This is a genomic window from Corynebacterium simulans (genome assembly GCF_001586215.1).
GTDB lineage: Bacteria > Actinomycetota > Actinomycetes > Mycobacteriales > Mycobacteriaceae > Corynebacterium > Corynebacterium simulans.
The window spans coordinates 2460978-2485956 of sequence record NZ_CP014634.1; the positions used below are offsets into that span (position 1 = coordinate 2460978).

Here is a 24979-nt window from a genome sequence, read left to right on the forward strand (position 1 = left end):
TTTTGCTATTGCGCTTCCGGTCGCACGCTGCCTGGGTAGTTACGATAAGGATTTTCCGGATTCTTAAAATCGGTGCCGCGGATGGAGGCGGCGAAGACGGATTTGGCGATGTCGAGCTTCATTTGCTCCGGTAGTGCGCTGAGGTGACCGCTGGTGGCGAGTACCGAAAAGCCGTGCACCGTGGCCCAAGCAGCAAGCGCGTTGACGGGAAAGTGCGTGTAATCCGCTGTGCCATCGGTGTCTATCGCGTGCTTGGCCAGTAGGTGATAGAAGCGGTGCAGCGTAGACGAGTGGCCGTCGGAAGCACCCATGTCTAGATCGTCGTTGAATGCCCGCGGGTAATTAAAGCCGCGTCCAGACAAGATGCATTGGAAGAAGCCGTTTTCGTCCAAAGCGAAGCGGAGATAAGCCATTGCGGCGTGCATGAGCTGCTCGACGTGAATGGGGCCTGGATTTTCTTCCTGCGCGGCGAAGTCCTCGGCCTCGATCAGCGCTGCGTCGAGGCGCTTGAGGAGCTCATCAATCGAGGCGTCGGCAACCGCGCGTAGCAGTTCCTCCTGATCCGTGAAGTGGCGGTACGCCGAGGTGGGGGACACGCCAATGGTGCGCGTGACTGCACGAATGCTCACCGCGTCAGGCCCATGCTTTCGGCCGAGCTCTACTGCTACACGCAACATCTCCGCGCGCAGATTTCCGTGATGATATGGCTTGGAGGTACTCATGATTTGGCTATGCTATCACCGTCGTAAGTGCTAGCTATTGTTTCTCCTGTCAACATTGTGAGCAGCATAATTGCCGGTGAATCGCCGTCAGATTCCACTGCGTCAACCCTGTGTGGAACATAGGCGGGAAGGTGGATGATCTGGCCTGGCCGGAGGAGAACTTCTTTGCCTTCACACGTAAAAAAGACTTCTCCGCGCAACGTTTGAACGGTAATCGGATGCGCAGCCTTGTGGTCTGGCAAACTTTGGCTCGCGTTAAAGGTGAATAGGATGAGGTTGCCGCCATCGGCGCTCAACACGCGTTTGACGGCCGGGCGTGGGCGCTGCGCGTTCGGCTTCGGCGCCTCCGCCAGGAGGTCCAGGTTAAGCATTTTCTCGCCGTGATGGCTGGCATTACCGAAGGTGGTTACGTTATTGATTGGAAGCTCTGCCACGGGCTTGTCCGTCATGGGCTTCTCCTTTATCTAAAGGCGATGGTTTTATTCTCAACGTTACCCAAAAACATCAGATTTAATAAGGCTCGAGCCGTATAAAATATTGTAGTTCGTGCCGTCAGTTGGAAGCGATTAAAGTTGGGCAAATGGAACTAATGATCGGCCGTGTCATCAAATCGCACGGAATCAAAGGCGAGCTGAGCGTCGAAGCCACCACCGACGAGCCCGAAATCCGCTTCGCGGTGGGTGAGGTACTCCATGGCCGCCAGGGAAAGAAGGAACACGATCTCACCATCAAGGCAGTGCGTGCGCACAAGGGCCGCTTGCTCATTACCTTCGAGGAAGTAAAAGACCGAACCGCAGCCGATAGCCTGCGCGGCACCCAATTTTTTGCGCCGCCATTGGATAACCCAGACGACGAAGGTTTCTACGACCACGAGCTCGAGGGTCTGCGCGTCATCCACGAGGGGGCCGACATCGGTGAGGTTACCGGCGTCACCCACGGCCCGGTGCAGTCCTTGTTGTCGGTCAGCCTAGAAAACGGCAAGAAAGCGTTGATTCCTTTCGTTGAGGAGATTGTCCCCGAGGTCGATCTTGAGGAAGGTACCTGCACGATTACGCCACCGGAAGGATTGCTAGAGCTGTGAGGCTAGACGTCGTCACAATTTTCCCTGAATACCTAGACCCGCTGCGCCATGCTCTGCTGGGTAAGGCCATCGAACAAGGCAAGCTTTCGGTGGGCGTGCACGATCTGCGCGGCTGGGCCACCGATACACATAAGTCGGTGGATGATTCGCCCTTCGGCGGCGGTCCCGGCATGGTGATGAAGCCGGAGGTCTGGGGCCCTGCGCTTGACGACGTCGCCAGTGGCGCCGCGCACACCACGGACTTGGAATCCTCGCTCCCGCACCTGAACAAGCCGCGCCACGACGACGTCGAGGGCGTCGAAGCGAAAGCCTATGCACGTCCAGCGGGCGCATCCGCCGGCGCGAATGAGGCTGCGGAGGACGAGTCCTTGCCGCTGCTTATCGTCCCGACGCCTGCCGGAAAACCTTTCACGCAGGCAGACGCCCAAGAGTGGTCCAATGAGGAACACATCGTCTTTGCCTGCGGCCGCTACGAGGGCATCGACCAGCGCGTCATTGACGATGCAGCGCAGCGCTACCGCGTACGCGAGGTCTCCATCGGCGACTACGTGTTGATCGGCGGGGAAGTGGCGGTGCTCGTCATGGCCGAGGCTATCGTGCGCCTAATCCCAGGAGTGCTGGGCAACCGCCGCTCGCATGAGGAGGACTCCTTCTCTGATGGGCTGCTCGAAGGGCCGAGCTACACCAAGCCACGCGAGTGGCGTGGGCTGGCCGTGCCTGAGGTGCTGACCTCTGGAAATCACGCGCTCGTGGATAAGTGGCGCCGCGAGCAATCACTGCGCCGCACCTTTGAACGCCGCCCCGAGCTATTGGACGGCGTGGAGCTCGATAAAGCCGACCGCAAGTACTTGGAGCAGCTACGCAATGGAAGTTAGTACCGATCTATCTATTTTGATGACGGAAAAAGAATGGAATGACATTCTGACCCACATGCCGCAGAAGCTGGCAGAAGGTGGCTATGAGCCTGCGAATATCAGCGCGGAGGTCATCTCCTTTACCTGCGAGCCGGACAACATCTTGGTCAACGAGTACATGTCCAAGCATGGCAGCGCACCAGTAGGCGAGAGCGTGTGGCGCGTCATCGTCAACGGCAGCTCTGACCTGCCCTTGCATAAGGTCACCACGGCGGTGGTGGACTGTTTGCCGCCGCACACGCTGTGGTACGGCACCTCCGAGATCGGTCACACCGAGTTCGGGTTGGGCACCGCCTGCGCGTGGCAACCATAAATCTTTAGGTAGTAACTTCGGCGACGAAAATGGGGAACCTCGCCCTTTGATTAGTTGCTGCAGAATCATCTTGTGAGCTGCGGAAAGAGGAATGTTCCCCGGATTCAATCGTCGTTGGTAGCGCCCGTCTTAGCATGAGGTCATCAACAGGAAGTCTCCTTACTTCCTTCTCTCTTTACTCGATACAAGGCAGGTGCACCGCATGTCCATCCCCAATACTTTCCCTCCGGCCAACAACGTCGCTGGTTTCACCGATCCGGCAGATAACTACGTGGCACCCACAGAGCAGCGCGGCGGGATATCAACCGGCTTGACGGTGGCTATTACGGCCATCGTTGGTCTTTGCTTGGCTGCAATCGTGGCGGGCGTCATGGCGTTCATGGGCAAAAGTGGCGGCTCTGATGATGCTGCTGCTGGTGCGGCCTCCCCAGTACTCGTCTCCCCTGCACAGGAGGCCGCCCCAGTAACTGTCACTGAGCAGCGCCCGGCCACCGTGACCGCGCAGGCGCCAGAACCCGTCGTACCCGTTGAGCGCGTTGCACAAGCTCCGTCCTACTCCTCTGGATACTCCAGCTATCGAGCGCTCACTGGCAACACCTCGCAAAGCTTTGCAGCAAATGTTTATTCATCCTTTGTAAGCAACTACGCCGCGACCGGCTCCCCGAACGCAACGCTGAAGGTTTATTCTCCGGCTACCGGCGGCAACTACGACATGTACTGCTCCGGCACGTCCTCCTCTGTCCGCTGTTCTGGAGGCGACAACGCAGCAGTTCTCATCTACTAGCACTCTGCCAGCACGCCAAAGCGCTTTCGCTTCCTGAACGAGTCGCCCCGACACGAATGTGTTGGGGCGTTACTGCGTGAGGGGAAGCAATTGAGGAGTTGGAGCGCTCATCGCTGGGATGAAAGGGCGGTGCGGTACCTTTGTTGAGTCCAGAAAATCAGCCACAAAGGTGAGGATTTCTTTTGAAGATTGCAGCTACCATCGCCGCAGAGATTGGTGTAAAGGAGTCTCAGGTTGAGACTGCTTTGACGCTTCTGGCGGAGGGAAACACTGTCCCATTCATCGCGCGCTACCGCAAAGAAGCCACTGGTGGTTTGGATGATTCGCAGTTGCGCACCATCGAGGAGCGCGCGACGTACCTGCGCGAATTGGAAGAGCGTAAAGAGGCAATTTTGGCGGCTATCGATGAGCAAGGAAAGCTCACCGACGAGCTGCGTGCACAGATTCTCGAGTGTGAGACCAAGGCGCGTTTGGAAGACCTGTACCTGCCATACAAGAAGCGCCGCAAGACCAAGGCCGACATCGCTCGTGAGGCCGGCCTGGAAGAGTTGACGGACAAGCTCATTGAGAACCCCACGGCCAATCCAGAAGAGATGGCGGGGCAGTTCCTGACTGAAGGATTTGAAGACACCAAGAAGGCTCTCGAGGGCGCGCGTTCCATCATCATTGACCGGTTTGCTCTCGACGCCGACTTGGTCGGCGAGGTGCGCGAGCGCATGTTCAACGAGGGCACCATGGGCGCTTCCGTGGTGGCTGGCAAGGAAGCCGAAGGCGCCAAGTTCAAGGACTACTTCGAGTTCTCTGAGCCTTTCGACCAGCTGCCCTCGCACCGGATTTTGGCCTTGCTGCGCGGTGAGAACGAGGGCGTTCTCCAGCTCAACCTGGATGCCGGTGAAGACGAAGTCTATGAGGGCATGATTGCCGAGCGTTTTGATCTTGCGGTCGGCGATTCCAAGTGGCTTTCCGACGCCGTGCACTGGGGCTGGCGCACGAAGCTCTACATTTCTTCTGGCCTTGATGTGCGCATGCGCCTCAAAGAAATCGCGGAGGAGGGCGCGCTCAAGGTCTTTGCCACCAACCTGCGCGACGTCTTGTTGGCGGCACCGGCGGGTCAACGCGCCACGATTGGGCTGGACCCGGGCTATCGAAACGGCGTGAAGTGCGCTGTAGTTGATTCCACGGGCAAGGTTCTTGATACCGCAATTGTCTATCCGCATCAGCCGCAGAACCAGTGGAGCCAGGCAGTAAACACTCTGGCCACGCTGTGTGCGAAGCACTCGGTGGACCTTATGGCCATCGGCAACGGCACCGCTTCCCGTGAGACGGAGAAGCTGGCCAACGAGATCGCTGACATGCTTAAGCAGGCCGGCGGCCAGCGCCCAACTCCGGTCGTGGTCTCCGAGTCCGGCGCTTCGGTGTACTCGGCCTCCCAGCTGGCGGCGGATGAGTTCCCAGACATGGATGTCTCGCTGCGTGGTGCAGTCTCCATCGCACGCCGTTTGCAGGATCCCCTGGCTGAGCTGGTCAAGATTGATCCGAAGGCCATCGGCGTGGGCCAGTATCAACACGATGTCAACCAGACCTCGCTGGCGCGCACCCTCGACGGCGTGGTTGAGGATGCAGTAAACGGTGTCGGCGTTGACCTAAACACCGCATCTGTTCCGCTGCTTGAGCGCGTGGCGGGCGTAAACTCCACCATCGCCACCAACATTGTGGCCTATCGCGACGAGAATGGTTCCTTTGCCTCGCGCAAGGAGCTCAAGAAGGTGCCGCGCCTTGGGCCAAAGGCCTTCGAGCAGGCAGCAGGCTTCCTGCGCATCAATGGCGGAACCGATCCGCTCGATAGCTCGGCAGTTCACCCTGAGGCCTACCCGGTGGTGGCGCGTATCGCGGAGTCCACTGGCATGGGCGTGGCGGACTTGATTGGCAACTCCCGCGTCCTGCAGAAGCTGCAGCCGGGAGACTTTGCCGATGAGACCTTCGGTATCCCGACTGTCACCGACATCATTGCCGAGCTGGACAAGCCTGGCCGCGACCCGCGTCCAGAGTTTAAGACCGCTACTTTCAAGGAAGGCGTGGACAAAGTCTCGGACCTGGTACCGGGCATGATCCTGGAGGGGACCGTCACCAACGTTGCGGCCTTCGGCGCCTTCGTGGACGTCGGAGTGCACCAGGACGGCCTGGTACACGTCTCCGCGATGAGCAATAAGTTCATCTCTGATCCGCACGAGGTCGTGCGCTCCGGGCAGGTAGTAAAGGTCAAGGTCATGGAGGTTGACGTGCAGCGTCAGCGCATCGGCCTCTCGCTGCGCCTCGATGATGAACCAGGCCAGCCTACACAACGCCAGGGTGGCGGCAAGCGTGGTGGCAACGGCGGTAGCAGCAGAGGCGGCAACACCGGCAATGGCCCCAAAGGTGGCCGTGGAGCGCGTGGCGGCCGCGGCAATTCCGGTGGACGTCCCGCCGGCGGCTCCATGGCGGATGCGCTGAAGAAGGCCGGCTTCGGCAAATAAATTTATTAAAAGTTGCTTCGTGGCGTGTTAGTGCAGCGCGGCGAGTTAGTGATAAGTTTGGTGAAACAAACAAAAGGGTGACCGCGGTCACTGTACCTTCATGAGGGAGGGTTTCGCCTTGCATCAGAAACAAACGCCGTTCGACGCCACGCAGCCGGCTGCCCATGCCGTGCAGGAAACGGAAGCGAAGGGGTGGCATCGCATCCTGGACTGGCGCCCGCGTAGCACACTCTCGCGGGTGCTGATCGTTTTCTTGCTGGTAGCGCCAGTCATCCTCGCAGCCACGATGATGTGGGCGATGTGGGACCCTTCCAAGTACATGCGGCAGATTGACTTGGCGGTGGTCAATGAGGACGCCGGCGTGGAAAAACAGGGCAAATACGTCAACTACGGCGATCAAGTAGTAGAAGGCCTCCTGGAAACTGACTACCTGAACTTCGCCGAGATGAACGCCCAGGAGGCAAACGATGGGTTGTTAAAGGGCAAGTACCTGATGGTGGTGACCATCCCAAAGGTTTTCTCGGAGCAAGCGGTTACCATCATCAGCGATAAGCCGGTCAAACCGCAGATCCACTTCGCCAGCAACGATTATTACGGAACGAATGGCTCGGTGATTTCTTCGAGCCTGGTTCCGCAGGTTCAGACCAGCGTTGAGAACGCGATTTCCAAAAAGTATGCGGATCAAGTCATCGAGGGCATGGTCAAGCTCAGCGATGGCATTGGTACCGCGGCCGAAGGTGCAGGCCGTCTTGACGAGGGCGTGGGCAAGCTGCAGGCTGGCGGCGAGAAGGCGGTGACCGGCATCGACAAGCTGGATGCCGGAGCGGGCGTGCTCAACAACGGTGCGGGGCAGCTGCACGATGGCACTGGCCGGCTGGTCCAGGGCGTAAGCGAGCTTTCCACGGGTGCGGGCCGGCTTGACGACGGCGCGAATGAGTTGGCGACGGGCTCCGATAAGTTGCTGGAGGGCACGGGCAAGCTTGGCGAAGGAGCCAGCCAAATCGAAGGTGGCGTCGGCCAGCTCACCGGCATGCTCATCCCACTCCTGCAGCAAGCACAGTCAGTGGTGCCGAGCCTCATCGGCTTGGTGGATGTGCTGCGCGGAATGGGCATGACGGCCCAGGCAGACCAGCTTTCCACTTTGTTGACGAAGCTGGATCCGGCAAATAGCAGCAACATGGTCTCCCAGCTGGAGAAGCTGCGTGATGGTACGCAGCAGCTGAATTACAACTTGTCCGACCCGAATTCCGAGTACCTAGGTGGCATGCTCAAGCTCAACCAAGGCACCCATCAGCTGGCGGAGGGAACCGGTCAGCTAAAAAGCGGCGTGGGCGAGCTATCTACCGGTGCCGTGCAGCTGGATGAAGGTGCGGGACGCCTGGCAGAGGGCACCACGAGCCTCAAGGATGGTACCGGTCAGTTGAAGGGCGGCGGTGCCCAATTGAAAGACGGCATCGATAGGCTCAAGGATGGTTCGGGTCAGCTCGCCACGAAGCTGGGCGAGGGTGCTGCGAAGGCCCCGCATATTACCCAGCCGGACGTGACAGCACAGAATATGGCGGTGCCGATCAGCTTCACCGAATCCAACGTTCATCCGGTGCAGACCGGCGTTAGTGCCGTCGACCCAACCAAGAAGGAAATCACGGGCGGCGTCTCGATGCTTCTGGTGCTCGTCTTTGGCTTCCTAGCCATGCTGTTGCTCGCTATGACCCTGCCTTATTATCTGCGTGGTATTTTGCCCGCATTCGCGGTGGTTAGCGGCATTAACTTCCTGTTGTTGCTGGGCATGGCGCTGATGTCCACGCTTATGGGCTGGCACCCGGCAAGCTGGCCGATGATGCTGGGAGTGCTCGCAGCAATCGCGATGGTGGGCGCTGCCACCTACCAGCTGTTGCTGGTGACCTTCGGGCGCAGGATTGGCGCCATCTTCTCGGTCGGCGTTTTTGCCATGGGAGTCATGGTCTTCGGCGGCGTGTGGCCCACGGCGGCCATCCCGGCACCGCTGCGTTTGCTGCATCCTTTTCACCCGATGACCTATGCCAAGAACGCCTTCACCCGCGCCACCGATGGCATTCATGACGGCACCTTCGCCGGCGGCATCATGGTCTTGCTCAGCGTCACCGTCTTGGCAGTAGCCGCCAGCTACCTCATCTTCCGCGCACGCCACCACGGCACCGCCCGCCTGTTGGACGAGCACAAGGTCATGGCAGCGACCACGGCTTAAGCGGCGTGCGCGAGCTAACCAAGCTCCCGGTGTAGGCGCTCCGCGCCGCCGGGGTAGCTGCGCAGCCGCAGTCCAAGCCCTGCGGCGAGCTCGCCATAGCGCAGCGCGAAACCGGCGCTGCGGCTGCCAGAATCACAAATTACCCAGACGGTGCCGCCAGCCGGAGCCTCTAAGGAGCCCAGTGCTGCGCGCACCATCTCATCGCCAGTGGTGCCTGCGGCAATCGTGTGAAAAGGCAGAGCGTGCTGGCGCAAGTTCGCCGGCAGCGAGCTATAAAGCAGTGCGGACGGGTCCCGGATGTCGAGGAAGCACTCCGCAGCTTCGCCAGTGCTAGCAGCAACACTGGCGTCGGAGTCGAGCTCGGCATGAGCTTCCAGTGAAGCGCATAGTGCGCGCCCAGGATCGGCGCTGACGCGGAAGCTGCGCAGGCTAGCTGGGTACGCGGTGTAGCTGGATACCTGGCCCACGGTGGTGTCGATTCCGGTGAACCAGCCAATCGCGGCGGTGGCCATCAGCCCGCCGATGACGGAGGTGGTAGCTCCCAGAACACCGGCGCTGGCGCAATCGGGAAGGGCATCGGCATTGGGAGCGGCAGGGAAGAGGTCGCGCAAACCGCAGCCGCGGCCATCCGGTGTGAAAGTGCCTGAATGCCATAGTGCTACGTCGCCGCGAAAACCCAAGACGGTGCCCCAGACCAGCGGAGTCGAGGTTGCCTCGCAGGCGTCGGCGATGAGGTACTTCGTGTCGAAGGTATCTGTGCCGTCGATGACGAGGTCTGTGTCCTGACACAGTTGCAGTGCATTGTCTGCGCTAAATCGGGCGACTTTCGCCTCGATGTGTATCTCTGGCTGAAGCTTACGGGCGCGCCGGGCGGCGACCGCGGCCTTGGGCTGGCCCACGTCATCCACGCCGAAGAGCACCTGGCGGTGGATATTGCTCAGCGCTACCTCGTCATCGTCGATGAGCGTAATGTGCCCGATACCCGCGGCGGCCAGCTGCTGCAGGACCGGGCAGCCCAATCCGCCCGCACCCACGATGAGTACGTGCGCGCGGTTAAGAGCTACCTGCGCATCTTGGCCGATTAGCACCTGTTGGCGCGCGGTGCGGGCAGACTCGAGTTCGCTAAGGCCCACTAGAGCACCTCATCGGCCCAGCTGGCAAGGCCTTCGAAGGTTGAAGAGGCTTGGGCATGCTCGCGGCGCGGGATGCGTCCTGCCTGGCGGGCATAGTGCCCGGCGGCCACCGCATGACGCATAGCGTGGGCCATGGCCACGGGGTCTTGGCAGCGGTTGATAGCGCTGGCCAGCAGAACCCCGTCACAGCCTAGCTCCATCGCGAGGGCGGCGTCGGAGGCGGTGCCGATGCCGGCGTCGACAAGCACGGGCACACTGGCGCGCGCGGCGATGAGCTTGATGTTATGGGGATTTAAAATACCCAGCCCCGTGCCGATCGGCGCGCCTAACGGCATCACGGCGGAAGCGCCCGCATCCTCCAAGCGCAGCGCCGCCACTGGGTCATCGCTGGTATAGGCCAAGACCGTAAACCCCTCTGCCACGAGGAGCTCGGTGGCGTCGATGGTTTCTACGACATCGGGAAGCAGCGTGTGCTCATCCGCGATGACTTCTACCTTGACCCAATTGGTACCTAGTGCCTCGCGCGCCAGCTGCGCCGTGAGCACGGCATCGCGCGCGGTGCGGCAGCCCGCGGTATTCGGCAGCGGCGCAATGTTAAGCCGGCGCAGCAAGTCAAAGACGCTCTCGCCACCTGCCTGCGCGCTGTGGCGGCGCATCGCCACGGTGGTTAGCTGCGTGCCGGAGGCTACCAGCGCTTTTTCCAGCGCGTCCTGGCTGCTTGCGCCACCCGTGCCCATGATGAGCCGAGTTTCAAAGCTCTTATCCGCGATTGTCAGCACTTTACTAGCCTCCCTGGATTGCAGTAAGAACATCGATGACCGCGCCTTCTTCGAGGCAGGTGTCTTCCCACGCCGAGCGTGGAATCACCGCGCCATTTATGGCCACCGCAGTGCCCGCTTCTGGTGCATTGACCTCGGCAATCAGTGCCGCCACTGTTGCTGCGGTGGTATCCATCTTCTGCCCGTTGTAGGTGATTGTCATCGTGTTCCTTAAATATCTGTCTTGATATAGCTGTCTTTACTTCGGCTCTAGCGCGCAAAGCGCAGCGGGTCGCAGGCCGAAAGTTCGATGCTGGGGTCCTCGCCGAGGACGAGCTCGCGCGTACACCGTGCACCGAAGGCGGCCAGCAGGATGCCGTGGCGGAAATACCCGGTGGAGACAATGAGCCTGTCACTCACGCGCCCCAGGTAGGGAAGATCATCAGGCGTGCCCGGGCGGGCGCCGGTGGTGGCTTCTAGGAACTCGCAATCTTCGATGCCCGGCAGCACCCGGATGGCATCGCGCAGCAGGTCATAGACACCGCCGGCCTGCGGGGCATTGAGGCTATCCTCGCGGCTGGTCGCGCCCACGGCGATGGTTCCGTCGCCGCGTGGAATCAGATAGATAGGGCGGTCTTCCACGAATCCGCGCACCACGCGGTCTAGCAGTGGGCGGCGTTGCTCTGGCACACGTAGGCGCAGGATGTCGCCGTAGACTGGGCGCAGCGGTTGCGACCATTCGCTAAGACTATTCGCCCCCAGTCCGGCGGCCAGCACCACCTGGTCTGCGGCGAAAGTACCTCCTTCGGTGTGTACCATTCCGCCGTCGACTCCATCGCCGATGTGTGTGACCTTTGTGCGGTGAAAGTGCACGCCTAGGTTTTCCGCGGCGTCGTATAGCGCGAGCGCCCATTGCCGGGGGAAGACCTGCGTATCCCCAGGAATTGAGACAGCGCCGGCCAGGCGTGGGCTCAGCCCCGGTTCGAGGGAGCGCGCCTGCCGCACGGTGATGCGCTCGACCTGCATGCCGTGCGCATTCTGGTAGTCCATGAGCTCTGACAAATGCTGGGAATCGGCGCGGTCCGCGGCTACCACGAGCGTGCCTTCGTCGCGGTAGCCGGTATCGAGGTCGCTGTGCTTGGCGACGGCCGCGATAAGCTCCGGATACCACTTGCCTGAGGCTTGCATCAGCGGAAAGAGCGGGTCTTGTTGATAGACCACCTCCGCGGCGGGAGCCAGCATGCCGCCGGCATGGTGCGTGGCGCCGGATGCTGGCGCTGGGTCGAAGACATCGACTTTGATCTCTGACTGGGCCAACTCTACTGCGGTGGCAAGGCCGATGACCCCGGCACCGACGATGGCAACGCTCATGCGCGACCTTTCTCGAATTCGCTCAGGAGACGCTCGCAGTAGGCGGCCGGGTCCGGGGCATTCATGATTCCGCGCACGACGGCCAGGCCGTCGACGCCAGTTGCAGCGAGCTCGGCGGCATCGTCCGCGGTGACGTCGCCGATGGCGACTACGGGCAGCTGCGAGGCGGCGACGATCTCTGGGTAGCTCTCGAGCCCCAGCGGGGTGCGCCCGGAATCCTTCGTCGGGGTAGCGCGGAAGGGACCGCAGCCGACGTAGTCGAGGACGTCCGCGTACTGGTTCGCGTCCCTAATTAACTCAAGCGTTCCCGTGGTCAGGCCGATGATGGCATCGGGGCCGAGCAGCTCACGTGCGGCACGTGGGCAGAGATCGTCCTGGCCGATGTGCACGCCGTGGACGGGCGCGCCCGCGCAACGCAGAGCTAGGGCGACGTCGACGCGGTCGTCGATAAGCACGTGCGCGCGCGGATTTACCTCGTGTACCGCCTCGGCCACGCGGGCGCCCAAATCATAGAGCGTGCGGGCAGAAATTGGCTTTGAGCGCACCTGTACCACGCCCGCGCCGCCACGCACGGCGGCCGCGGCAATCTCCGGTGACATATTGGTGCCGGTGACGAAGTAACAACGCAGATCAAGCACGGTCGGCTGGTTCCTTGTCTGCCGTTTGATAGAGCTTGGAGCCTTGCGCCTTGAACTCGGCTGACATCATTGCCTCGCCGGCCTTGGCATCGGTGGGAAAGCTCGGCATGCCCAGGGAATCCGAGAAAGTATCGCGGATGTCCTGGCTAATCCGCATGGAACAGAACTTCGGGCCACACATCGAACAAAAGTGCGCGGTCTTGGCGGGCTCAGCCGGCAAGGTCTCATCGTGGTATTCCTGCGCGGTCTCAGGGTCGAGCGAAAGCGCGAACTGATCGTGCCACCGGAATTCGAAGCGGGCCTTGCTCATGGCGTCGTCCCACGCCCGCGCGCCGGGGTGGCCCTTGGCCACGTCGGCGGCATGCGCGGCGAGCTTGTAGGTGATGACGCCGGTCTTGACATCGTCACGGTTCGGCAGACCCAGATGCTCCTTCGGGGTGACGTAGCACAGCATCGCGGTGCCGCCCATGGCGATGTGTGCGGCGCCGATGGCGGAAGTGATGTGGTCATATCCCGGAGCGATGTCCGTGACCAGCGGGCCCAGTGTGTAGAACGGGGCGTCGTGGGCCCAGTCCTGTTCCAGCTCGTTGTTTTCCTGGATCATGTTCAGCGGAACGTGGCCGGGGCCTTCCACCATGACCTGCACGTCGTATTCCCAGGCGCGGCGGGTGAGCTCGCCGATGGTCTTAAGCTCGGCGAACTGCGCCGTGTCGTTGGCGTCGGCCAGGCTGCCAGGGCGCAGGCCATCGCCCAAGGAGAAGGCGACGTCGTATTGCGCGAAAATCTCGCAGAGCTCGTCGAAGTTCTCGTAGAGGAAGGACTCCTTGTGGTGGGCCAGGCACCAGCCGGCCATAATCGAACCGCCGCGGGAGACAATTCCGGTGACGCGCTTGGTGGTCAACGGGATGAATGGGAGCAGAACGCCGGCGTGGATGGTCATGTAGTCCACGCCCTGCTCGCACTGCTCGATGACGGTATCGCGGAAGATCTCCCAGGTAAGGTCCTCGGCCACGCCGTTTACCTTCTCCAGCGCCTGGTAGATAGGCACGGTGCCAATCGGTACTGGGGAGTTGCGCAGAATCCACTCGCGGGTGGTGTGGATGTCATCGCCGGTGGAAAGATCCATCACGGTATCGGCTCCCCAGCGGGTGGCCCAGCGCAGTTTGGACACTTCTTCTGCGATAGAAGAAGTCACGGCGGAGTTGCCAATGTTGGCGTTGATCTTGGTCAAGAACTTGCGGCCGATGATCATCGGCTCGGACTCAGGGTGGTTGATGTTATTCGGGATAATCGCGCGTCCGCGGGCGACCTCGGCGCGCACGAACTCGGGATCGCAGTGCTCGCGCAGCGCCACGAACTCCATTTCCTTGGTGATGATTCCCTTGCGGGCATAGTGCATCTGGGTGACGCGCTTGCCGGCCTTGGCGCGCAGGACAGCACGCTTCTCGCCGCGCCATTCCTGGGAGGCAGCCCCGCGGCGCTGCGCGGACTTGCCGTCATCGGCCAGGTTGCGCTCGCGCCCGGCGTACTCCTCAACGTCGCCGCGGCCTGCAATCCACTCGCTGCGCAGACCCGGCAGGCCCACCTCCGGCTCACACTCGGGGCCGCGGGTGCGGTAGACGCGGAAAGGCTCGTTGGGCCCAGTGGGCGAGTCATCGAGCTCGATCTGGGTTTCCGGTACCTCCAGGCCATCACGGATGATGGGGGAGTAAGAGTGCTTTGGATGGATCTCGTTAGGGGTAGCCGACATGGCGCCTTCCTCACTTCCTTCGCTGGTGCTAACCAGACAGGTTCGAACGGTCTAGACGCGGCCTTGGCGCCTATCTCAGCCCACTTCTTCGTGGGCACCCGTGGGGTACTTGCATCACACACCATAAACCCTGTGATGCGCGTCTGTCTTGGAATTGCAAGAATTTGCTGTTCGCGCGGTGGGTATGGAAGAATTCCTTTGTTCTATGTAACAGGCACGAACCGGTCAGCTTCTTCAAGGTTGAAGGGGCGCTAGGGTCCTCTGTCTTAAACTGAAAAGGAAAAACAATGGCTAACCTCATTGACAAGGTAGATGCAGCACAGCTGCGTGACGATGTTCCAGACTTCCGCCCAGGCGATACCCTCGACGTAAACGTCAAGGTCATCGAGGGTAAGACCCAGCGTGTTCAGCTCTTTAAGGGCGTGTGCATCCGCCGCCAGGGCGCTGGCATCCGTGAGACCTTCACCGTCCGCAAGGTCTCCTTCGGCATCGGCGTTGAGCGTACCTTCCCGGTTCACTCCCCGAACCTCGAGTCCATCCAGGTTGTACGCCGCGGCCGTGTCCGCCGTGCAAAGCTGTACTACCTGCGCGACCTGCGCGGCAAGAAGGCTCGCATCAAGGAGCGCCGCTAGTTCTAGCGCCGAAAGCGCCCGCCTCCGTCTTCGTTCCTCATTCGAGGTTCGAGAGGGAGAGTGGGCGCTTTTGCTATGTCTAGACTTTTAGGTCTGGACTGTTAGCTTTGCTCTAGTTTTCTTGGTTTTGGTCCGGCGTTTAAATCTGTGCTGAGCCGGTGCCCGGCTGCTGGGTGGAGTCCTGGGCCATTTGCTGCTCGGTGAGCATGTGCTTAATGTCTTGTTGGTCGCTCCTTACCTTTTTCGCCCACCAGACGACGCCCGCGACGATCGCAACGATGATCAGTAGCGGTACGAGCATGAAAAGAAGTTCAACTATTCCCAAAGACATAAACAGCACGCTACTTCAGGAGAAAAAGTAATTCAATACTTTTTGATGGAAGTTTGCAGAGCTCGCGGGGGACTGATGGGGGATTCGGCGAACTTAGAGTTCGCTGAATGCTTTCGTCAGGGTGCCGGTTTTCGGGCCCATTGTTGCTAGGATTTAGCCCGTGAATAACGAGAAGGAATTCGAAGACCATGGCGCAGACGTCGCGACTAGCGAGGCTAAGCCGGTAGAAGAAGTATCAGAGAAGAAAGAAAAGAAGGAGAAAAAGGAGCTGCCGTGGCTCCTGGAGACCCTTCTCATCATCCTCTGCGTGTTGTGCGTGGTAGGCCTCGTACAAACCTTCATCGGCCGCCAATATGTCATTCCTTCTGGTTCGATGGAGCCAACCCTTCACGGCTGCGATGGCTGCACCAATGACCGCATCTTCACCGAGAAGATTTCCTACTACGGAGATAAGGGCCCGGAGCCTGGCGACGTCGTGGTGTTCAAGGGCACCGATGACTGGAACCGCAATTACCAGTCGCCGCGTTCTTCCAACGAGGTCATTCACAAGATTCAGGATGTACTGAGCTACGTCTCGCTGACCCCGCCGGATGAGAACACCTTGGTCAAGCGCGTCGTAGCTACGGGCGGCCAGACCGTGTCCTGTAAGGAGGGCGATCCAGCTGTGATGGTGGATGGCAAGCCGATTAACCAGGACTATGTCATGGACCCGCCAACCTACAAGGTTGACGAGAAGACCGGTTCCTATGCCTGCGGCGGTGCCTACTTTGGCCCAGTTACCGTTCCGGAAGGAAACATCTGGGTAATGGGCGATAACCGCACGGCTTCCGCGGACTCCCGCTATCACATGCAGGATCAGTACCAGGGCACCATTCCGGTAGAAAACGTCCGCGGCAAGGTCATGTTCGTGTTCTTCCCGTTCAACCACATTGGTGGGGTAGATGACCCAGACATCCAGGCCTAGAAAGCGGCGGACAAACCTAGAAAACCGCGCCGTTGACCACGCCCCGGAAGAAGAGCGCGTGCGCGTGCGCGATCTTCTGCCTACGGTCATCGTGGTGTTTCTGGTCTTGGCTTTCGTGCAGACGTTCATCGGGCGGATGTATCTGATTCCGTCGGCTTCGATGGAGCCGACGTTGCATGGCTGTGCGGGCTGTAAGAATGACCGTATCTTGGTCCAAAAACTCAGCTATTACTTCTCTGATCCGCAGCCCGGTGATGTCGTGGTCTTCGCGGGCGCCGATTCCTGGAATTCCTCTTTCGAAGTAAAACGCTCCGATAACGTGCTCGTTCGCGGCGTCGAAAATGCCGGTGCAGCCATCGGCTTGCTGCCTAATGGTGAAAACATTTTGGTCAAGCGCGTTATCGCTACCGAAGGCCAGACCGTTTCCTGCGAGGCAGGCGACCCAGCAGTGATGGTGGATGGCCAGCCCATCGACCAGTCTTATGTCAAGACCCCGCCAGAGATGCCGGTAGATACCGCAGCTGGTTCGGAGGCCTGCGGCGGCAGCTATTTTGGCCCCGTCACGGTCCCGGAGGGAAATATTTGGGTGATGGGTGATAATCGCACGAACTCGCTTGACTCCCGCGCGCACTTGGGCGATAACCTGCAGGGCACGATTCCGGTGGACAATGTTCGCGGCAAGGTAGAGGCAGTGGTTCTGCCGATTCCACGCGCACAGCTTATCGACGATCCCAAAATCCAACATGCGGCAGCTTAAACAACAGCGCACCTACGAAGTGGCCTTGAGTAAGGCTGGCCTGGGCCCGGTAGCCGGCGTCGATGAGGCCGGCCGCGGGGCGTGCTGCGGGCCGATTACTATCGCCGCATGCATTCTGCCGGAGAAGATCATTCCGGAGTTGGATAAGCTCACCGACTCTAAAAAGCTCACGCCCAAGACGCGGGAGAAGCTCTATCCCATCATCAAAGACAAGGCTCTGGCCTGGTCTGTGGTGCATATTGGGGCGGATGACATTGATTCTCGCGGCATCCAGCACGCTAACGTCTCTGGAATGCGCAGGGCGGTAGCGCGCCTGGAGGTGCGCCCGCACTACGTGCTTACCGACGCCCTGAAGATCCCCGGCATGCCCGCACCCCAGCTGCCCATGGTGGGCGGCGACGCCGCGGCGCGCTGCATTGCGGCTGCCAGCGTGCTGGCGAAGGTCACGCGCGACCACGTTATGGATGAGCTCGATAGGCAGTATCCGGGCTATGGTCTGGGCTCGCACAAGGGCTATGGAACGGCTATTCATCAGGAAGCGATCGCCCAATTGGGTGCCTGTCCGGAACACCGGATGAGCTATCGCAACGTGGCACAAGCCCACGCGAAATTTCTCGCGCGCGCCTGAAACTGTTCAGGTGATTTCCGGGTTAAGCTAAGGCCCATTGACCCCACAACTTTGGAGGATTAGCAAGTGAGCGCCGAGGAACTCGACAACTACGAGGCGGAAGTAGAACTCTCCCTCTACCGCGAATATCGAGATGTTGTAAGCCAGTTCTCCTACGTAGTGGAAACCGAGCGCCGCTTCTACCTGGCGAACGCCGTGGAGCTCATCCCGCACACCTCGGGCCCGGATGTCTACTACGAGGTACGCATGTCTGATGCCTGGGTATGGGACATGTACCGCTCCGCTCGCTTCGTGCGCTACGTCCGCGTGATTACCTACAAAGACGTCAACATTGAGGAGCTGGATAAGCCAGACTTCCTCCTGCCGGAATAGTTATTTCCTTAAAAATGTCAGCTCCTGAGTAAGGCTGTGCTGGCTTAGCAAACGACACCATCTTTGCGCGCCCTGTCGCGGTAACTTGCCTAAGTCGCGGTGAGTTATCCACAGTTGGCGCGTTTTTGCGTTTTGGGGCTAGCTATATTCTTTGCTCCTGCGCTGGACTGGGTCTTACAAAGGAAAGTTGATGCGGCTTTTGCGGCGTTTCAGCGGGTGTCACAGCCCAGGGTGCGGCGAAAGCTCGGAATTTGGGGGAGTAAAGCGTGCTTTTAAGGTCCAATAAGAACCAGGTTTTAGGAAAACGCGGGGAGGCATTTGCCGCGAAGTTTTATCGTGAGCGCGGCGGACAGGTGCTGGCCGCCAACGTGCATTATGCGGTGGGCGAGATTGACCTCATCGTGCAGGAGGGAGCCACGATTGTTTTCGTAGAAGTTAAGACGAGGGCCTCTGATGCTTTTGGGGTAGCCGAAGCCGTTACCCCGCGAAAGCTGGCGCGCATGCGGAAAGCTGCGGCGCAGTGGCTGCAGGATAAGCCCTTGTCCGTAGTGCGCTTCGACGTCGTGGCGCTGGTGGCACGCGGCCAGGGATTTGAGCTCACGCACTACGAAGGGGTGGAGCATGGCGCTCGGTAGATGCCATACGACGGCCCTCGAAGGCGTTACCGCTCACGTGGTCACGGTGGAAGCCAACGTGGGAACGGGGCTGCCGGGAGTGCAGGTGGTGGGCATGGCGGATACGGCGATCTCGGAATCGCGAGACCGCATCCGTACTGCGGTAGTTAACTCGCGGCTGCCGTGGGCGAAGACGCGCGTGGTGGTCTCAATGGCGCCGGCGGCGTTGCCGAAGTCAGGTGCACACTTTGACCTGCCCATGGCATTGGCGATCTTGTCTGCACAGATGCCGCACAATGAACTCCTCGACAATGCGTTGGTGCTTGGTGAGCTGGGCTTGGATGGCAGCGTGCGCCCAGTATCTGGCATCATTCCAGCACTTCTAACGGCGCGTTCCCAGGGCTTCGACACCTTGGTGATCCCGCCGGGCAATGCGGCTGAGGCGACGCTGGTGCCGGATATGAACGTGCTGGTGGCGCACACGCTTGTCGATGCCTTCGCATGGGCATGCGGCAGCCGGGAATTGCCTTCGGCGCAGGGGATGGAAGTACCAGTTCCCGCAGGCGAGGAGGTTCCAGACTTTCGCGACATCGCGGGCCAGAGGGAAGCGAAGTGGGCCGCAGAGGTTTCGGCCGCTGGCGGGCATCACCTGTTGATGGTGGGCCCGCCGGGATCAGGAAAGTCGATGATTGCGGCACGTTTGCCTTCCATCTTGCCCAAGCTGAGCACCGATCAATCCGTCGAGGCCACAGCCATCCACTCTTTGGCGGGCACTCCCGGCGCGGTGGTCTCCCGTGCGCCGTTTATTGCGCCGCATTCCTCGGTCACGCGGGCAGCTCTGCTCGGCGGCGGTGCGGGGAACCCGCGGCCAGGCGCGGTGAGCTTGGCGCATCATGGGGTGCTGTTTCTCGATGAGGCCAGCGAAGTATCCGCGCGCGTATTGGACGGGCTGCGCGCTCCTTTGGAGGACGGGCACGTGACCATCTCGCGTGCGCGGCGCGAAGTTACCTTCCCGGCGCGCTTTCAGCTGGTGTTGGCCGCCAATCCGTGCCGTTGTGCCGCTGAGGAGCCAAGCAAGTGCCGGTGTAGGGCGTCTGAACGACGGAACTATCTCACAAATTTGTCGGGGCCGTTGCGTGACCGCTTGGATATGGTGGTGGATATATCGGGCCGGGCGGCGAGCTTGCATGCGGTGGATGAGGAGCCTTCGGCGGCAATCGCGGAAAGGGTCGCGCAAGCACGGGATAGAGCGAAGCAGCGCTGGCGCGGTGATGGACTTGCCGTTCACAATAACGGTGCGGTGCCGGCTTCCTATTTGCGGCGGAATCGTCCTGCTACGGAGACTGCAATGGCGATGCTTGCGGCCTATCTTGCAGATGGCGAGCTAAGCCAGCGCGGCGTTGACCGTGTACTACGCCTAGCGTGGACGCTGGCAGACCTTGATGGCAGCGCCCAGCCTGATATCGACCATGTGGGCAAGGCACTAGACCTGCGTGGGGCGGGCGTGTTGGAAAGGCTGGCGGCATGAGTAGCTTAAATTTGTCTACTTCGCTGCATGCTTGGGTCTATCTCAACCGAGTGGTGGAAGGTCCATCTCGTACCCTGCACGGTTTGTTGTCCCAGTACCCCGTGGATGAGGTGGCGCATGGTGTCTATCACGCGGCGGACTGGATTGGTGCGTTGCGCGATGAGACGGCAAGTAGGAGGGACTGGCTGCGGCAGGACGAAGACTTGGCAGCGGCGCAGCGCGTGGGCGCACGGCTGATTACTCCTGAGGATGCTGAATGGCCTCGGGAAGAATTCGCACAGGCCTTCGGTTTCTATCAGGCAGGCGGCGCCGATGCCCCGGCGACCTTTGATAGCCAGGCCGTTCCACCGCATGCACTGTGGGTGAAAGGCAAGTCCGTGCGCGAATGCGTGGCTCAGTCGGTAGCTCTCGTGGGAACACGCGCGATTAGTCGCTACGGCTGGGAGGTCTCCAAGTTGCTGGCTGGGGGCTTGGCCAGCCATCAATGGACCACGGTTTCGGGCGGGGCGCTGGGCGTGGATACGACTATCCATGAAGCAACGTTGGAAGCAGGTGGCCAAACAGTTGCGGTTGCGCCATGCGGCATTGATGTTAACTATCCTGCGCGCAATGCGTCCTTGTTCGCGCGGATCGTGGAAAACGGATGCGTCATCTCTGAGTTCGCGCCGGGGACTACCCCGCAGCGTCATCGTTTCCTCACCCGCAACCGCTTGGTCGCGGCGCTTTCGGCCGGCACTGTGGTGGTAGAAGCCGCGTTTCGTTCAGGGGCACTCAACACTTTGAACTGGGCGGAGGCGCTTGGCCGGGTGACCATGGCGGTGCCAGGGCCAGTCACCACAGCAGGCTCGCTGGGATGCCATCAACGCATCCAGGACCAGCGGGCACAGCTGGTGACATCGGTGGATGAGATTCGCGGGTTGGTGGGCAACGTCGGAAGCGTGGATGCGGTAGGGCAGTACGAGCTCGACTTTGCTCCGAGCAAGGTGCAGCAGCTATCTCGCAACGAGCTCAAGGTCTTTGATGCCGCGCCACAAAATAGCGAGGAAGGTGCAACCGCAGAAGACATCGCGCAACAAGCAGGCATGCGCGTGGCCTTGTGTGTCCACCTCTTGGTGGCTTTGCAGAAACAGGGGCTGGTCATGCGCGAGGGCAAGCACTGGCGGCGCAGTGAATGAGATACGAAGACAGAAATGACAAAAGGCGCTGCGCTAGACACGGGAATGTTGAGCCTTCTGCAACTGGAGTAGACTCCTGGGACATGACACGGAGCGCGGAGGAGCTATCTGGGCAGCTGGTGGAGGCAATCGAGGATTTTGCCGAGCACCAGCTGCTCATCCGTGGGCGTTCGCAAGCCACGGTGAAGGGATACCGCTCTGACCTTCGAGACTTAGCTCGTAGCGTTCCAGACTTTGCGAGTTTTGACCTGAACGCACTGCGCGCCTGGCTCGGTGAGGCTGTCACTGCCGGCAAGTCCCGAGCTACCTTGGCACGCCGCACCGCGGCGGCTCGTGCGTTTTCGACGTGGGCGGTGCGCGAAGGCCATCTTGGCTCGGATGTTGCAGCGCGCTTGGTGACTCCGAAGGTGGGAAAACATCTGCCTAAGGTTCTGGGGGAGAACGAAGCAGGGGAGCTCGTGGGCAATGCCGTCTCGGCTGACGAGGTTCATTTCCTGCGCGATAGTGCGATGCTGGAGCTGCTCTATGCCACCGGCATGCGCGTGGCAGAGCTTGCCGGCCTCGATATCGGTGACCTCGATCTGCGTCGGCAGACCGCGCGGGTTACCGGCAAAGGAAACAAACAGCGCGTGGTGCCTTTTGGAGAGGCAGCCGCTGATGCCTTGCGCACTTGGCTGGATAAGGGCCGCTCGCAATTGGCGGGGGAGACGGAAGCCGTCTTCGTGGGCACCCGCGGTGGGCGTATTGACCAACGCCAGGTGCGCCGCGTGGTGGAAAAAGCTGCACAGGTAACCGGCGCCAATGGGCTAAGCCCGCACAGCTTGCGGCACACTGCGGCGACCCACCTTCTAGAAGGCGGCGCAGACCTGCGCGTGGTGCAGGAGCTTTTAGGGCATTCCTCTTTGCAGACCACGCAGGTTTATACCCATGTTTCTGCCCAGCGGCTCAAGGACGTTTACTCTAAGGCCCATCCACGGGCTTAAGCCGGATCACCGGGGCGTCGAGAAGCGAAAGCGGATCGATATATGTCTTTTCCGGGCCGTCGATAAGCGCGCCCCAGTGCAGACCAGACTTGCCGTCCACCGGTGGCGCTAACCTGCCAATGACTTGGCCCTCGCGGACCTTATCGCCCTTGGACACATGCCCGAATACAGGCTGATAGGTCGTGCGCACGCCATCGGCATGTGCGATGGAAACTACGGGTTTGCCCGCCACCTTGCCAACAAAGTAGACCTCGCCGTCGCCAGCAGCGCGAACGTCAGAGCCAATCGAAAGCGCCAGATCCACACCGCGGTGACCAGCGCTCCACTTCTGTGCCGGTGGATCAAAACCTTCCAAAACCCGCGTTGCCATGGCAGCGCCCGTCGTGGGATCGACATATGCCCACGCGGTCGGCGTGTTGGGCGCGCCGGGAACACAGGGAAGAATGACCAGTTGAAAGGCACCGAGGCACAGAGCGAGCCAGCAGACAGTTGGCTTCGTGTGTATCCAAGAAAAATTCTTTGCGTTGAGTGTCATAGAACAAGTCTTTGCAATGGGGCAGTGGTGGCGAAAGAGTTGATTACTGCGCTGTGGACAAACTGAGGTAAGTGAGGTGCATGTGAACGATGTGGCGCCGTTTGGGGCCGCGTCAGCGAAAAATTGTGGAAAAGCGTCACTCGTTTTGGACTAGTGCGCAGGATGTGGCTAGAATTTGCCCCAGCAGTGTGTCTGGCATGTTTAAAAACATTTCGATGCGCTGACTACGCGCGGCGAAGTCGTTGCTTCCTGGGTTAAGGAAGAAACAGCCCTGTGTTGACGCGGTCCCCACATGAAGTGGGGTGTTGACCAGAGCCTTCGTTGCTAGGGTGCGGAATAAAACACCGCACATTTTCTTGCAAAACCGAAATAACAACAGAAAGCGAGCGAATCATGGCAGTTGTAACCATGCGCGAGCTCCTCGACGCTGGTGTGCACTTCGGCCACCAGACCCGTCGTTGGAACCCAAAGATGAAGCGTTTCATCTTCACCGACCGTAACGGCATCTACATCATCGATCTTCAGCAGACCCTGACCTACATCGATGAGGCTTTTGAGTTCGTCAAGGAGACCGTTGCCCACGGTGGCACCATCCTCTTCGTCGGCACCAAGAAGCAGGCTCAGGAAGCAGTTGCTGAGGAAGCAACCCGCGTTGGTATGCCTTACGTCAACCACCGTTGGCTGGGCGGCATGCTCACCAACTTCCAGACCGTTTCCAAGCGTCTGAAGCGCATGAAGGAGCTTCAGGCAATGGACGCAGCTGAGGACGGCTACAAGGGCCGCACCAAGAAGGAAGTCCTCATGCTGACGCGCGAGCGCGTCAAGCTGGAGCGCGTTCTCGGTGGCATCTCCGATATGACCAAGGCACCTTCCGCACTGTGGATTGTTGACACCAACAAGGAGCACATCGCAGTTAAGGAAGCTCACAAGCTGAACATCCCAGTTGTTGCCATCCTGGACACCAACTGCGATCCGGATGACGTTGACTTCCCGATCCCGGGCAACGACGACGCAATCCGCGCTACCAAACTGCTGTCCGGCATCATCGCCACCGCAGTTGAAGAGGGCAAGAAGGCCCGCGAGGAGCGCCAGCTGGCTGCAGCTAAGGAAGCTGCCGGCGACTCCGCTGAGAAGGAAGCTCGCGACGCAGCAGAGGCTGCTGCTGCTTCCGACCCAGCATCCGCTGAGTCCGCAAAGTAAAAGACTTTAGGCTAAGCCCCCGCTACCGTTGGATTACGGCCGCGGGGGTTTATTCTTCTGTAAAAACTCACCCCCAAGGACGGCGTAAAACGTTAGCGTCGAGTACGCTGTCACATCGAATACTGTTTGAAACCAAGGAGGATCGCCCGAACTATGGCGAACTACACTGCTGCAGACGTTAAGGCACTGCGCGAGGCTACCGGCTCCGGCATGCTTGATTGCAAGAAGGCACTCGACGAGTCCAACGGTGACTACGACAAGGCCGTAGAGTTCCTGCGCATCAAGGGCGCAAAGAACGTTTCCAAGCGCGCTGAGCGCGAGGCTACCGAGGGCCTCGTTGCTGTTTCCGGCAACACCATGGTCGAAATCAACTGCGAGACCGACTTCGTTGCAAAGAACGAGGCATTCAAGGCTTTCGCTACCAAGATCGCTGAGGCTGCTGGCGAGGCTAAGGTCAACTCCGGCGAGGAGCTGAACAACCTCGAGATCGACGGCAAGAAGGTTTCTGAAATCGTCGACGAAGAGTCCGCAAAGACCGGCGAGAAGCTGCAGGCACGCCGCGCAGTCACCCTTGAGGGCGACAACGTCGCTGTCTACCTGCACCAGCGTTCCGCTGACCTGCCGCCGGCAGTTGGCGTTCTCGTTTCCTACGAGGGCAACGCTGAGGGCGCACACGCTGTTGCTCTGCAGATCGCAGCTATGAACGCTGAGTACCTGACCCGCGAGGACGTTCCGGCTGAGGTCGTTGAGAAGGAGCGCGAGATCGCTGAGGCTACCACCCGCGAGGAGGGCAAGCCGGAGGCTGCTCTGCCGAAGATCGTGGAAGGCCGCCTGAACGGCTTCTTCAAGTCCGTCGTTCTGCTTGAGCAGGCTGCACTGTCTGACTCTAAGAAGACCGTCAAGCAGGTTGCTGAGGAAGCTGGCACCACCATCAAGGGCTTCGTCCGTTACGAGGTCGGCGCCTAAGGCTTCGATTTAAAGCTGCTTGCTTTTTAGCTGCAGACTTTCTAGTGGTCCTGTCGCAATTGCGGCAGGACCACTTCGCGTTTTCTGTGCGGG

General features: G+C 60.3%; 27 protein-coding genes and 1 riboswitch. Of the genes, 17 read left to right on the forward strand and 10 right to left on the reverse strand.

From position 1 onward, the window contains the following. Positions 1 to 5: 5 nt before the first annotated feature. Together WM42_RS11480 and WM42_RS11485 are read right to left on the reverse strand one after the other, a co-directional pair. Positions 6 to 722: a TetR/AcrR family transcriptional regulator gene (locus tag WM42_RS11480; protein ID WP_062038408.1), complete on the reverse strand. Its 717-nt coding sequence runs from the start codon at positions 720 to 722 to the stop codon at positions 6 to 8. Continuing rightward, positions 719 to 1171, reverse strand: a complete 453-nt coding sequence (locus WM42_RS11485) for a cupin domain-containing protein (protein WP_349267188.1) — start codon at positions 1169 to 1171, stop codon at positions 719 to 721. The genes WM42_RS11480 and WM42_RS11485 overlap by 4 nt, the downstream gene beginning before the upstream one ends. Before the next feature lie 131 nt (positions 1172 to 1302). On the opposite strand from WM42_RS11485, the gene rimM reads away from it, so the two are divergent. From rimM to WM42_RS11515, 6 genes are all read left to right on the forward strand, one after another. Beyond that, positions 1303 to 1803: a ribosome maturation factor RimM gene (gene rimM / locus WM42_RS11490; RefSeq protein ID WP_062038411.1), complete on the forward strand. Its 501-nt coding sequence runs from the start codon at positions 1303 to 1305 to the stop codon at positions 1801 to 1803. Next, on the forward strand, positions 1800 to 2678 hold the full coding sequence (trmD, locus tag WM42_RS11495; protein ID WP_062038414.1) for a tRNA (guanosine(37)-N1)-methyltransferase TrmD: 879 nt from the start codon (positions 1800 to 1802) through the stop codon (positions 2676 to 2678). Before rimM ends, trmD begins: the two co-directional genes overlap by 4 nt. Beyond that, the gene (locus tag WM42_RS11500; RefSeq protein ID WP_062038418.1) at positions 2668 to 3030 is read left to right on the forward strand and encodes a hypothetical protein; all 363 of its coding nucleotides are present in this window, start codon (positions 2668 to 2670) and stop codon (positions 3028 to 3030) included. The genes trmD and WM42_RS11500 overlap by 11 nt, the downstream gene beginning before the upstream one ends. Before the next feature lie 202 nt (positions 3031 to 3232). Beyond that, positions 3233 to 3814 carry a hypothetical protein gene (locus WM42_RS11505; protein ID WP_062038422.1) on the forward strand — a complete coding sequence of 194 codons (582 nt, stop codon included), beginning with the start codon at positions 3233 to 3235 and terminating at the stop codon, positions 3812 to 3814. Between the two features lie 182 nt (positions 3815 to 3996). Continuing rightward, positions 3997 to 6327 carry a Tex family protein gene (locus WM42_RS11510; protein ID WP_062038425.1) on the forward strand — a complete coding sequence of 777 codons (2331 nt, stop codon included), beginning with the start codon at positions 3997 to 3999 and terminating at the stop codon, positions 6325 to 6327. Positions 6328 to 6445: 118 nt separating this feature from the next. Next, complete coding sequence (locus WM42_RS11515) at positions 6446 to 8551, forward strand: YhgE/Pip family protein (protein ID WP_062039450.1); 2106 nt, start codon at positions 6446 to 6448, stop codon at positions 8549 to 8551. 14 nt (positions 8552 to 8565) lie between these two features. Here WM42_RS11515 and WM42_RS11520 read toward each other — a convergent pair whose 3' ends face one another. From WM42_RS11520 to thiC, 6 genes are all read right to left on the reverse strand, one after another. Then, positions 8566 to 9684 (reverse strand): ThiF family adenylyltransferase, encoded by a 1119-nt coding sequence (locus WM42_RS11520; protein WP_062038428.1) that lies wholly within the window; start codon positions 9682 to 9684, stop codon positions 8566 to 8568. Continuing rightward, the gene (locus WM42_RS11525) at positions 9684 to 10463 is read right to left on the reverse strand and encodes a thiazole synthase (protein WP_062038430.1); all 780 of its coding nucleotides are present in this window, start codon (positions 10461 to 10463) and stop codon (positions 9684 to 9686) included. The genes WM42_RS11520 and WM42_RS11525 overlap by 1 nt, the downstream gene beginning before the upstream one ends. A gap of 4 nt (positions 10464 to 10467) precedes the next feature. Continuing rightward, on the reverse strand, positions 10468 to 10665 hold the full coding sequence (gene thiS / locus WM42_RS11530) for a sulfur carrier protein ThiS (protein ID WP_062038434.1): 198 nt from the start codon (positions 10663 to 10665) through the stop codon (positions 10468 to 10470). A gap of 47 nt (positions 10666 to 10712) precedes the next feature. Next, the gene (gene thiO / locus WM42_RS11535) at positions 10713 to 11813 is read right to left on the reverse strand and encodes a glycine oxidase ThiO (RefSeq protein ID WP_062038437.1); all 1101 of its coding nucleotides are present in this window, start codon (positions 11811 to 11813) and stop codon (positions 10713 to 10715) included. Then, positions 11810 to 12412 (reverse strand): thiamine phosphate synthase, encoded by a 603-nt coding sequence (locus WM42_RS11540; RefSeq protein WP_062039455.1) that lies wholly within the window; start codon positions 12410 to 12412, stop codon positions 11810 to 11812. The genes thiO and WM42_RS11540 overlap by 4 nt, the downstream gene beginning before the upstream one ends. A gap of 31 nt (positions 12413 to 12443) precedes the next feature. Further along, positions 12444 to 14201 carry a phosphomethylpyrimidine synthase ThiC gene (gene thiC / locus WM42_RS11545; RefSeq protein WP_062038440.1) on the reverse strand — a complete coding sequence of 586 codons (1758 nt, stop codon included), beginning with the start codon at positions 14199 to 14201 and terminating at the stop codon, positions 12444 to 12446. After that, positions 14198 to 14313: riboswitch (TPP riboswitch) on the reverse strand. It overlaps the preceding gene by 4 nt. 175 nt (positions 14314 to 14488) lie before the next feature. On the opposite strand from thiC, the gene rplS reads away from it, so the two are divergent. Further along, on the forward strand, positions 14489 to 14833 hold the full coding sequence (gene rplS / locus WM42_RS11550; protein WP_062038443.1) for a 50S ribosomal protein L19: 345 nt from the start codon (positions 14489 to 14491) through the stop codon (positions 14831 to 14833). A 139-nt stretch (positions 14834 to 14972) separates the two neighbouring features. On the opposite strand, the gene WM42_RS13385 is transcribed toward rplS, so the two are convergent. Beyond that, entirely contained in the window at positions 14973 to 15134 is a 162-nt protein-coding gene (locus WM42_RS13385) for a hypothetical protein (RefSeq protein ID WP_158510277.1), read from the reverse strand. Positions 15135 to 15324: 190 nt separating this feature from the next. Between WM42_RS13385 and lepB (WM42_RS11560) the strand changes: the two genes are divergently transcribed. The 8 genes from lepB (WM42_RS11560) to WM42_RS11595 all read left to right on the forward strand — a co-directional run bounded on the left by lepB (WM42_RS11560) (position 15325) and on the right by WM42_RS11595 (position 22185). Next, positions 15325 to 16128: a signal peptidase I gene (gene lepB, locus WM42_RS11560; protein ID WP_062038449.1), complete on the forward strand. Its 804-nt coding sequence runs from the start codon at positions 15325 to 15327 to the stop codon at positions 16126 to 16128. Continuing rightward, positions 16106 to 16885 (forward strand): signal peptidase I, encoded by a 780-nt coding sequence (gene lepB, locus WM42_RS11565; RefSeq protein WP_062038452.1) that lies wholly within the window; start codon positions 16106 to 16108, stop codon positions 16883 to 16885. Before lepB (WM42_RS11560) ends, lepB (WM42_RS11565) begins: the two co-directional genes overlap by 23 nt. Then, the gene (locus WM42_RS11570) at positions 16872 to 17513 is read left to right on the forward strand and encodes a ribonuclease HII (RefSeq protein WP_062038456.1); all 642 of its coding nucleotides are present in this window, start codon (positions 16872 to 16874) and stop codon (positions 17511 to 17513) included. Before lepB (WM42_RS11565) ends, WM42_RS11570 begins: the two co-directional genes overlap by 14 nt. Positions 17514 to 17579: 66 nt before the next feature. Then, the gene (locus tag WM42_RS11575; protein ID WP_061923219.1) at positions 17580 to 17885 is read left to right on the forward strand and encodes a DUF2469 domain-containing protein; all 306 of its coding nucleotides are present in this window, start codon (positions 17580 to 17582) and stop codon (positions 17883 to 17885) included. Positions 17886 to 18151: 266 nt separating this feature from the next. Then, positions 18152 to 18520 carry a YraN family protein gene (locus WM42_RS11580; RefSeq protein ID WP_062038459.1) on the forward strand — a complete coding sequence of 123 codons (369 nt, stop codon included), beginning with the start codon at positions 18152 to 18154 and terminating at the stop codon, positions 18518 to 18520. Continuing rightward, the gene (locus tag WM42_RS11585) at positions 18507 to 20027 is read left to right on the forward strand and encodes a YifB family Mg chelatase-like AAA ATPase (protein ID WP_062038462.1); all 1521 of its coding nucleotides are present in this window, start codon (positions 18507 to 18509) and stop codon (positions 20025 to 20027) included. The genes WM42_RS11580 and WM42_RS11585 overlap by 14 nt, the downstream gene beginning before the upstream one ends. Continuing rightward, positions 20024 to 21202, forward strand: a complete 1179-nt coding sequence (gene dprA, locus WM42_RS11590; protein WP_062038465.1) for a DNA-processing protein DprA — start codon at positions 20024 to 20026, stop codon at positions 21200 to 21202. Before WM42_RS11585 ends, dprA begins: the two co-directional genes overlap by 4 nt. Positions 21203 to 21285: 83 nt before the next feature. Then, positions 21286 to 22185, forward strand: coding sequence for a tyrosine recombinase XerC (locus WM42_RS11595; RefSeq protein WP_062038468.1), 900 nt, complete (start codon positions 21286 to 21288; stop codon positions 22183 to 22185). Here WM42_RS11595 and WM42_RS11600 read toward each other — a convergent pair. Then, a complete protein-coding gene (locus WM42_RS11600) occupies positions 22163 to 22720 on the reverse strand; it encodes a M23 family metallopeptidase (protein ID WP_082787697.1) in 558 nt (185 codons plus the stop codon). The genes WM42_RS11595 and WM42_RS11600 overlap by 23 nt on opposite strands. A gap of 393 nt (positions 22721 to 23113) precedes the next feature. Here WM42_RS11600 and rpsB point away from each other — a divergent pair, with 393 nt between their 5' ends. Further along, positions 23114 to 23920, forward strand: coding sequence for a 30S ribosomal protein S2 (rpsB, locus tag WM42_RS11605; RefSeq protein ID WP_062038471.1), 807 nt, complete (start codon positions 23114 to 23116; stop codon positions 23918 to 23920). Positions 23921 to 24073: 153 nt separating this feature from the next. Further along, positions 24074 to 24886, forward strand: a complete 813-nt coding sequence (gene tsf / locus WM42_RS11610; protein WP_062038474.1) for a translation elongation factor Ts — start codon at positions 24074 to 24076, stop codon at positions 24884 to 24886. Positions 24887 to 24979 lie beyond the last annotated feature (93 nt).

Excerpts from the sequence above, each read along its gene's own strand:
- WM42_RS13385 (WP_158510277.1), bottom strand. The coding sequence starts at position 15,134 with ATGCTCGTACCGCTACTGATCATCGTTGCGATCGTCGCGGGCGTCGTC.
- tsf (WP_062038474.1), top strand. The coding sequence starts at position 24,074 with ATGGCGAACTACACTGCTGCAGACGTTAAGGCACTGCGCGAGGCTACC.
- thiC (WP_062038440.1), bottom strand. The coding sequence starts at position 14,201 with ATGTCGGCTACCCCTAACGAGATCCATCCAAAGCACTCTTACTCCCCC.
- lepB (WP_062038452.1), top strand. The coding sequence starts at position 16,106 with ATGACCCAGACATCCAGGCCTAGAAAGCGGCGGACAAACCTAGAAAAC.
- WM42_RS11480 (WP_062038408.1), bottom strand. The coding sequence starts at position 722 with ATGAGTACCTCCAAGCCATATCATCACGGAAATCTGCGCGCGGAGATG.
- dprA (WP_062038465.1), top strand. The coding sequence starts at position 20,024 with ATGAGTAGCTTAAATTTGTCTACTTCGCTGCATGCTTGGGTCTATCTC.
- WM42_RS11485 (WP_349267188.1), bottom strand. The coding sequence starts at position 1,171 with ATGACGGACAAGCCCGTGGCAGAGCTTCCAATCAATAACGTAACCACC.
- WM42_RS11595 (WP_062038468.1), top strand. The coding sequence starts at position 21,286 with ATGACACGGAGCGCGGAGGAGCTATCTGGGCAGCTGGTGGAGGCAATC.
- rplS (WP_062038443.1), top strand. The coding sequence starts at position 14,489 with ATGGCTAACCTCATTGACAAGGTAGATGCAGCACAGCTGCGTGACGAT.
- thiS (WP_062038434.1), bottom strand. The coding sequence starts at position 10,665 with ATGACAATCACCTACAACGGGCAGAAGATGGATACCACCGCAGCAACA.
- rimM (WP_062038411.1), top strand. The coding sequence starts at position 1,303 with ATGGAACTAATGATCGGCCGTGTCATCAAATCGCACGGAATCAAAGGC.
- WM42_RS11570 (WP_062038456.1), top strand. The coding sequence starts at position 16,872 with ATGCGGCAGCTTAAACAACAGCGCACCTACGAAGTGGCCTTGAGTAAG.
- WM42_RS11600 (WP_082787697.1), bottom strand. The coding sequence starts at position 22,720 with ATGACACTCAACGCAAAGAATTTTTCTTGGATACACACGAAGCCAACT.
- WM42_RS11500 (WP_062038418.1), top strand. The coding sequence starts at position 2,668 with ATGGAAGTTAGTACCGATCTATCTATTTTGATGACGGAAAAAGAATGG.
- rpsB (WP_062038471.1), top strand. The coding sequence starts at position 23,114 with ATGGCAGTTGTAACCATGCGCGAGCTCCTCGACGCTGGTGTGCACTTC.
- WM42_RS11540 (WP_062039455.1), bottom strand. The coding sequence starts at position 12,412 with ATGTCACCGGAGATTGCCGCGGCCGCCGTGCGTGGCGGCGCGGGCGTG.
- thiO (WP_062038437.1), bottom strand. The coding sequence starts at position 11,813 with ATGAGCGTTGCCATCGTCGGTGCCGGGGTCATCGGCCTTGCCACCGCA.
- WM42_RS11585 (WP_062038462.1), top strand. The coding sequence starts at position 18,507 with ATGGCGCTCGGTAGATGCCATACGACGGCCCTCGAAGGCGTTACCGCT.
- WM42_RS11505 (WP_062038422.1), top strand. The coding sequence starts at position 3,233 with ATGTCCATCCCCAATACTTTCCCTCCGGCCAACAACGTCGCTGGTTTC.